This is a genomic window from Micromonospora sp. NPDC049175 (assembly GCF_043197345.1).
Taxonomy (GTDB): domain Bacteria; phylum Actinomycetota; class Actinomycetes; order Mycobacteriales; family Micromonosporaceae; genus Micromonospora.
The window spans coordinates 100,755-108,840 of sequence record NZ_JBICSY010000005.1; the positions used below are offsets into that span (position 1 = coordinate 100,755).

At 72.6% G+C, this 8,086-nt stretch carries 6 protein-coding genes; 1 reads left to right on the forward strand and 5 read right to left on the reverse strand.

Translation table 11 applies throughout. From position 1 onward, the window contains the following. Positions 1 to 10: 10 nt before the first annotated feature. Genes ACGFH8_RS20725 through ACGFH8_RS20745 form a run of 5 tightly spaced genes read right to left on the reverse strand, consistent with a single transcriptional unit; the run spans position 11 to position 5,946 of the window. Positions 11 to 1,612: an acyl-CoA carboxylase subunit beta gene (locus tag ACGFH8_RS20725; protein ID WP_393369345.1), complete on the reverse strand. Its 1,602-nt coding sequence runs from the start codon at positions 1,610 to 1,612 to the stop codon at positions 11 to 13. Next, positions 1,609 to 2,805, reverse strand: coding sequence for an acyl-CoA dehydrogenase family protein (locus tag ACGFH8_RS20730; protein WP_393369348.1), 1,197 nt, complete (start codon positions 2,803 to 2,805; stop codon positions 1,609 to 1,611). The genes ACGFH8_RS20725 and ACGFH8_RS20730 overlap by 4 nt, the downstream gene beginning before the upstream one ends. A 37-nt stretch (positions 2,806 to 2,842) precedes the next feature. Next, positions 2,843 to 4,507 (reverse strand): acyclic terpene utilization AtuA family protein, encoded by a 1,665-nt coding sequence (locus ACGFH8_RS20735; RefSeq protein ID WP_393369351.1) that lies wholly within the window; start codon positions 4,505 to 4,507, stop codon positions 2,843 to 2,845. Further along, complete coding sequence (locus ACGFH8_RS20740; RefSeq protein WP_393369354.1) at positions 4,504 to 5,301, reverse strand: TIGR03084 family metal-binding protein; 798 nt, start codon at positions 5,299 to 5,301, stop codon at positions 4,504 to 4,506. The genes ACGFH8_RS20735 and ACGFH8_RS20740 overlap by 4 nt, the downstream gene beginning before the upstream one ends. 39 nt (positions 5,302 to 5,340) lie before the next feature. Beyond that, positions 5,341 to 5,946 (reverse strand): TetR/AcrR family transcriptional regulator, encoded by a 606-nt coding sequence (locus tag ACGFH8_RS20745; RefSeq protein ID WP_393369356.1) that lies wholly within the window; start codon positions 5,944 to 5,946, stop codon positions 5,341 to 5,343. 202 nt (positions 5,947 to 6,148) lie between these two features. On the opposite strand from ACGFH8_RS20745, the gene ACGFH8_RS20750 reads away from it, so the two are divergent. Further along, positions 6,149 to 7,840: a helix-turn-helix domain-containing protein gene (locus ACGFH8_RS20750; protein WP_393369359.1), complete on the forward strand. Its 1,692-nt coding sequence runs from the start codon at positions 6,149 to 6,151 to the stop codon at positions 7,838 to 7,840. Positions 7,841 to 8,086: the final 246 nt, after the last annotated feature.

Sequence of the window (8,086 nt, forward strand, 5' to 3'; positions counted from 1 at the left end):
TCTCAACCCCTCACATCCGGAAGACGCCGAAACCGTCGGCGCCCTCCATCGGTCCGTTGTGGATCGCCGAGAGGCAGAGCCCGAGGACGGTACGCGTGTCCCGAGGGTCGATCACCCCGTCGTCGTAGAGCCGGCCGGAGAGGAACAGCGCGCCGGACTGCGACTCGATCTGTTGCTCGACCATCATCCGCATCGCGGTGTCGGACTCCTCGTCGAAGGAGCGTCCCCGGGCGGCGGCGGCCTGCCGGGCCACGATGGACAGCACCCCGGCGAGCTGTGCCGGGCCCATCACCGCCGACTTCGCGTTCGGCCAGGTGAACAGGAACCTCGGCTCGTACGCCCGACCGCACATCCCGTAGTTGCCGGCCCCGTACGAGGCGCCCAGGTTCACCGTCAGGTGCGGCACCGTCGAGTTCGACACCGCGTTGATCATCAGGGCGCCGTGCTTGATGATGCCGCGCTGCTCGTACTCGGTGCCGACCATGTAACCGGTCGTGTTCTGTAGGAAGATCAACGGTGTGTCGGACGCGTTCGCGAGCTGGATGAACTGGGCGGCCTTCTGCGCCTCCGCGCTGAACAGCACACCCCGGGCGTTGGCCAGCACGCCCACCGGATATCCGTGCAGTTCGCCCCAGCCGGTGACAAGCGCGTCCCCGTACGCCGGCTTGAACTCGTCGAAGTCGCTGCCGTCCAGGATCCGCGCCAACACCTCACGGGGATCGAACGGCACCTTCAGGTCGGCGCTCGTGATGCCGAGCAGCTCCTCCGGGTCGTACTTCGGCGGCTGCGGCGCCGCCGTACGCGGCGACGGGCCGTGCTTGCGCCAGTTCAGCCGGCGTACGCACTGCCGGGCCAGCCGGATGCCGTCGGACTCGTCGGCGGCCAGGTAGTCGGCGAGCCCGGACGTGGCGGCGTGCATCGTCGCCCCGCCCAGCGACTCGTCGTCGGTCACCTCGCCGGTCGCCATCTTCACCAGCGGTGGCCCGGCCAGGTAGACCTGCGACCGGTCCCGGATCATGATCACGTGGTCGGACATCCCCGGCACGTACGCGCCACCGGCCGTGGCGTTGCCGAAGACCACGCTCACCGTGGGGATGCCCGCCGCCGAGAGTCGGGTCAGGTCCCGGAACACCCGACCGCCCGGGATGAAGATCTCCGCCTGGGTGGGCAGGTCCGCCCCGGCCGACTCGACCAGATTGATCATCGGCAGCCGGTTGGCCAGGGCGATCTCACCGGCCCGCCGGGTCTTGGCGAGGGACCACGGGTTGACCGCGCCACCGCGTACCGTCGGGTCGTTGGCGACGATCAGGCACTCCACACCCTCGACCACCCCGATGCCGGTGACCACGCTGGCCCCGACCGGGAAGTCCGTGCCGTACGCGGCGACAGGCGACAGCTCCAGGAACGGGCTGTCCGCGTCCACCAGCAGCTCGATCCGCTCCCGGGGGAGCAGCTTGCCGCGGCCGTGGTGCCGGGACACGTACTTCTCGCCGCCGCCCGCCCGCGCCTGGTCCAGCGCGGCGTCCAACTCGGCCAGCCGCTCCAACAGTGCGGACCGGTTCGCCGCGTACCCGGGCGCGGCCGGGTCGACCGCGCTGTCCAGGATGCTCATAGGCCCATGCCCTTCGCGATGATCTCGTTCATGATCTCGGTGGTGCCGCCGCCGATGCCGAGGATCCGGGCATCGCGGTAGTGCCGCTCCACCTCGGCGTCGCGCAGGTAACCGAAGCCGCCGTGCAACTGCAACGCCTGGTCGACGACCTGGTCGCAGGCGGCCACCGCCACGTTCTTCGCCATCGCCACCTCGGTCACCACCGGCTCACCCGCGGCCACCCGGGCGGCCACCTCGTGCACGTACGACCGGGCCGCCTCGGCCCTCGTGTGCATCTCGGCCAACCGGTGCCGGATCACCTGCCGGCTGGCCAGCGGACGCCCGAAGGTCTCCCGGTCCCGGCACCAGCGCGTCGCCAGCTCGACGCAGCGCTGCGCGGTCGCGTACGCCTGGGTCGCCAACGAGAGCCGCTCGGTGGCGAAGTGCTGCATGATCGCCAGGAAGCCGGTGTTCTCGGCGCCGATCCGGTTGGCGACCGGGACCCGCACGTCGACGAACGACAGCTCGGCGGTGTCCGAGCAGTGCCAGCCCAACTTCTCCAGCCGGCGTCCCACGTTGAAGCCGGGCAACCCCTTGTCGATGACCAGCAGGGTGAGTTCGCCGCTGCCGGAAAAGCCGGTACACACCGCCGTGGTGACGAAGTCCGCCCGGTGCCCGCTCGTGATGTACGTCTTCGACCCGTTCACCACGTAGTGGTCGCCGTCCCGCAGGGCGGTCGTGCGGATGCCCGCCACGTCCGAACCAGTGTCCGGCTCGGTGATGGCCAGCGCGCCGATCATCGTGCCGTCCAGGGTGGGCCGGATGTAGCGCTCGACCAGGCTGTCGTCGCCCGGGGACGCGGTCCCACCGAGCCGGCCGCCCAGCGAGCCACCGGAGTGCGCTCCGGCCGCCGCCACCATGTGCGGCAACGCGATGCCGTGCGTGAACAAGGCCGCCACCAGGCCGGACGAGCCGCCGGAGCGGATCAGCTCCTCGGTCACGATGATCGAGTCGAGCAGGTCGCCGCCGCTGCCACCGACCGACTCCGGGAAGCCGATGCCGAGCAGGCCGAGCTTCGCGGCGCACGCGTGCAGCGCCCGGGGCACCTCGCCGGCCCGCTCCCAGTCGTCCAGGTGCGGCAGCACCTCCCGGGTCACGAAGGCCCGGGTCAGCTCGCGCAGTTGCCGCCGCTCCGGCGTGTCCACGATGCTCACGCGAGCGCCTCCGGTGCCGACCGCGCGCTCCTCGCGCTCACGGCGTCACCTCGGCCGGCAGGTCGACGATCCGGGCGCGCAGCAGCTCACCGAGCGCCTTGGCCTGCGGGTCGAACCGGGTGGACGCGGCCACCCCGGCCCCGAGCAGGCCCTCGATCACGAAGTTGACCGCACGTAGGTTGGGCAGCTCGTAGCGCCGCACCGACAGCGGCGCGGTCTCCGGCAACAGCACGGCCAGCCGCTCGACTGTCAACCAGGCGCGCAGCCACGCGTACCCGGTCTCGGTCCGTGCCCAGACACCGAGGTTGGCATCCCCACCCTTGTCCCCGGAGCGTGCGCCGACCACCTCGCCGAGCGCTCCGCGCCGCGTCGGGCCGCCCACGGCCGCGCCGCCGCCGGGGGCCGTCTCGTCGGCGGGGAGCGGGGCGGTGCGGATCGGCGGGGCGATCGGCACCCGCTCACCACCGGGCAGCACCGCGACGTGCGCCACCGCGTCCTGCGGCACCGCGTCGGCGGTGAAGACGCCGTACGGTGTCGCGTCACCCGGCAGGGTGGTCAGTGTGCAGCCCGGGTACGAGGCCAGCGCCAGCTCCACCGCGGCGGCCGAGAAGGCCCGTCCGGCCCGCGCCCGGTCGCCGTCCCGCAGGTGTACGTGCAGCAGGGCGCTCGCGGTCTCGGTGTCGGCGGCGTCCGCGTGGTCGGTACGGGCCAGCGTGAACTCCAGCCCGTCCTTCCCCACCGCCTCCTCGACCTGCCCCCGGACCAGCGTTGCCTTCGCCTCGATGTCGAGCCCGCAGAGAACGAACGTCATCGAGTTGCGGAAGCCGCCGAGGTTGTTGACGCCCACCTTGAGCGTTCTCGGCGGCGGCGTACCCCGGACACCGGAGACCCGGACCCGATCCGGCCCGTCCTGGTGCACCGTCACCGTGTCTAGCCGGGTCACCACGTCCGGCCCCAGGTACGCGGGCCCACCGATCTCGTAGAGCAGCTGTGCGGTGACCGTCTCCACGGTGACCGCGCCGCCGGTGCCCGCGTGTTTGGTGAGCACGGTCGAGCCGTCGGCGTGCACCTCGGCGATCGGAAACCCGGGCCGGTGCCCGCCGTCGGGCAGTTCGGTGAAGAAGCTGAAGTTGCCACCGGTGACCTGCGCGCCGCACTCGACGAGGTGCCCCGCGACCGTCGCCCCGGCCAGCTCGTCCAGGTCGTCGCGGCCCCAGCCGTACCGCGCGATTGCCGGGCCGACGACAAGCGACGCGTCGGTGACCCGGCCGGTGACCACCACGTCCGCACCGCCGTCGAGGCAGGCCGCGATGCCGAACGCGCCGAGGTAGGCGTTCGCGCTCAACGCGTCCGGCCGCTGGACGGCGTCGCCCTCGACGTACCCGACCCGGGCCGGCAGGCCCAGCCGGGCGGCGAGTGCGGTGATGGCGGCGGCCAGGCCGGCCGGGTTCAACCCGCCCGCGTTCGTCACGATCCGCACCCCCCGTTCCAGGGCGGTGCCGAGGCACGTCTCGAGTTGACGCAGGAACGTCTTCGCGTAGCCCAGGTCGGGGTCGCGCAGCCGATCCCGGGCGAGGATCAGCATGGTCAGCTCGGCCAGGTAGTCACCGGTCAGCACGTCCAGCTCGCCGCCGTCGAGCATCTCCTGCCAGGCGCTGAACCGGTCGCCGTAGAAGCCGGAGGCGTTTCCGATCCGGATCATGCCGGCGTTCCGATCCCGCTGGCCGGCTTCCGGCCGTCGCCCGGCGGCCCGGCAAACGCCTGCGCCACGTCGAGCCACTCGTCGGCGACCGGTCCGGTGGCGACAAGGGCGAGGTCCGCGCGGTGTCGGCGCTGGGTGACGAGCAGGCAGAAGTCCAGGGCGGGTCCGCTCAGCCGGTCGGCGGCGTCCGTCGGACCCCAGGCCCAGATAGCGCCGCCGGGCCCGACCAGCTCGACCCGGACCGGCGTCGTCGGGATGTCCCGGCCGTGGGCGGCGAAACCGTGCCCGAGGGTACGCACACCGAGGTGCGCGACGTGCCGGAGCCGGTCGCTGGCGGGTCGGACGACGCCGAGCGTGTCGGCCACGTCCTCGCCGTGCGCCCAGGTCTCCATGATCCGGGCGGTCGCCATCGAGGTGGCCGACATCCGGGTGCCGAACCACTGCAGTTTCTCGCCGGCCGGAACGGCGGTCAACGCGTCGGCGAGCGCCGCCCGACCGGCCCGCCAACGGGCGAGCAGCTCCGCCGGCGGGGCCAGGAACTCCTCCGCGCCGTCGTCGACCATCCGGGTCGGGTCCGGCGCGGCGGTCACCGCCGCGAAGAACGCCTCGGTATCGGTGGCCGCCAGCAACGACACGTGGTCGGTCCAGGCGAGGTGGGCGATCTGGTGCCCGATGCTCCAACCCGGCGCGGGGGTCGGTCGGGCCCAGTCGGCCGCCGGTAGGGGCGCCACCAGGCTGTCCAGGTGGGCGGACTCGGCGGCCAGGTCCGTGAGCAGGTCGGCGTGGTCGACCATGGGGTGCCTCCGGTCGGTCGTGGCCGGCGCGGCCAGTGGTCAGGGTGTGAGCAGGGTGGCGAGTTGGCGCTTCCAGGTGCTCAGCAGGGCAGCGCGGCGGGCCGAGTCGTCGCTGAGCAGGTTGGCCACTCCGAGCCCGCGGAGCAGGTCGAGCGTGGCCTGGACCGCCTCGCGGACGCCGGGTCGGCGCTCGTCGACACCGAGGAGTGCCACGGTGAGGCGGTGCATCTCCCGGCCGACGGTCGCCTCCAGTGGCACCAGGGCGTCGCGGAGTTCCTGGTCGGTGCGGGCGGCGACCCAGAGTTCGAGAGCGGCCACGAACAGCGGCCCGGTGAACGCCACCCCGAGCAGGTCGATCACCCGGTCCAGCCGCTGCGGGCCGGCCGGCAACGCCTCGGCCTCGGTGCGCAACTCGACGGCCCGTCGCTCGGCGAGATGGGCCACGGCGGCCGTCACCAGCGCCGCCTTCGTCGGGTAATGGTGGAGTTGGGCGCCGCGCGAGACACCGGCCCGCGCGGCGACGACAGTGGTCGTGGTGCCGGACCAGCCGTGCTCGATCAGGCAGTCGACGGTCGCCTCCAGCAGGCGGGCCTGGGTGGCGCGGCTGCGCTCCTGTTGAGGGACGCGCGTCGATGCGGTGGACACCGGTACAGCCTGCGGCCTGAAAAACAAACAGTCAAGACTGACTTTTTCTGCTCGTCGTTCCGCCCGGTGTCGGGGCGTCGCCCTGGTTGTGGGAGTTGTTCGGGTTTGCTCCGCACGAGGTGGCGTCACGCCGAACGATCGGCTTGAATCGGTCCCGCATGGCTGTGAGCGCGCTGGCTGAGACGCGGGGGACGAACGGTCGATGGCGAACGAGCAGTACAACGACGGCTCAGCACCTGACCCGGCGACCGCCGGTTCGGCTGCCGAGTTCGTGGCCCAGATGCGCGCGCTACGGCAGTGGTCCGGGCTGACCATTCGGCAGGTGTCGAAGAGGGCGCGGGATGCCGGTGACGTGCTCCCACACAGCACCCTGAACACCGCCCTGGGCCGGGCCAACCTGCCGAGGGAGACGCTTGTCGCGGCGTTCGTCCGCGCCTGCGGGGGTGATCCGGACACGGTGGACCGCTGGCTCGCCGCGCGCAGGGCGCTGGCCGCGGCCACCGCCGGTCAGCCCGAGCCGGTCGCCGTCGCCGTCGCCGCCGACCCGGGCATGGTCGAAGCCGACTCGTTCGTCGACGAGCCGAGGGTCCGCCCGCCGTGGGGGCTGCTCGACGCGGCACCACCCCTGCCGGCCGAGCTGGCATCGGAACCCGGCTGGGGGCTCGACGGCCCGACGCCGCTGGCGGCCGAGACCGACGACGATCCTGATTCCACCGGCGACTCGGTGGCCGGTGGCGACCAGCCCGCCCTCGGCACGGCGGGCAGCGGTGGGCCGCACACGTCGGTTGCGACCGGGCCGAGTCCGGTCGTCGAGGGCACCCGCGAGCCGGGTGACGAGTCCGGCCTCAGCCGCGAACCCGGCCCCGAGGGCGTGCGGCCCGGCCCCGAGGGCGTGCGGCCCGAGGCCGGCGAGGCGACGGTGAACCAGCCGGCTCGTCCCCTTCTCTACGCCGACGGGCCGCTGGCCACGGCCGTGAAGGACCGGCACGGCAGTGCCTGGGCGGGGTTGCACCGCAAACGGGCCCCGGGCGCGGATGCTCCCGCCGCGCCACTTCGACCGCGGGACTTCGTACCGCCGCTGGCCTTCCGGTTCGGCCGGCCGACACGCGTACTCCTCGGTGCGCTGGTGCTGTTGCTGATCGTGGTGGCCGGTGGCCTGGTCGTCCGGACCCTCCGCGATCCCGACGCTGGGGACGACCCCCCGGCGGTGCTCGCCGAGCCGACAGCCAGCGTCGACGTCGACGTGCCGTTGCCACCGGCGGCCGGCGGGGCGCGGACCTCCGACCCGAGCCCCAGCCTGGCACCGGCCAGCGCCGCACCGGCGGTCCCGAGCCCCGCGCAGAGTGCGCCCAAGGCGAGTGCGTCCAGGTCGAGTGCGCCCCAGGTGGCGCCGACGAAGGCCGCCACCACCACCACACTCCCCGCCGCGGGGCAGTACCGCATGATGCCGGCAGCCACCGTCGGGCAGTCGTACTGCGTGGGCGTGGGCCCGGAGCCGGGAAACGCCCGCCCGGAGGTGGCGACGCTCGTTCCCTGCGCCCAGGCCGAGCCTGCCACCAGCGAGCTGCGGAAGGTCGGCTCGAACACGTACCAGATCTACTGGGCGGACCCGTCCGGGGACGGTGGTTGCCTGCAGGTCGACCCCGACCCGAACGGCGAACCGTCGACGGTTGACGGGCAACTGGTGGCCCCACGCTACTACTGCAACCGCCCGGATCAACGATTCGTCCTCGAACCGGTGCAGAGCAGCGCGGGTCAGGGTTACCGGCTGCACGCCACGACCGCACCGAACAGGTGCATCGGCACGATCGGCGGTAGCCGGACCGTGGGTACAGCGATCGCCCAGGTGTCGTGCGTCAACGACAACGTGCAGGTGTTCCTCTTCCAGCGGTGATGCTCGCCGGCCAGCCACTCGGACGTCCTGGGTGGTGGTCGTGACCGGTCGAGGTGCTGCCTCGCTGAGTACGACCATGGGCTGCCCCTGACCGCCTATTACCGTCCCGCCCCTACTTCCCGCCGCTCTTCTTCCCGCCCTTGCCACCCGTCTTCTTGGCGCCCTTGTCGGTGTCCGCGTTCTTCTTGGTGGTGGTCGTGGTCTTGGCGTCGCGGGCGTTCTGTTCGCGGAGCTTGCGGGTGCGTT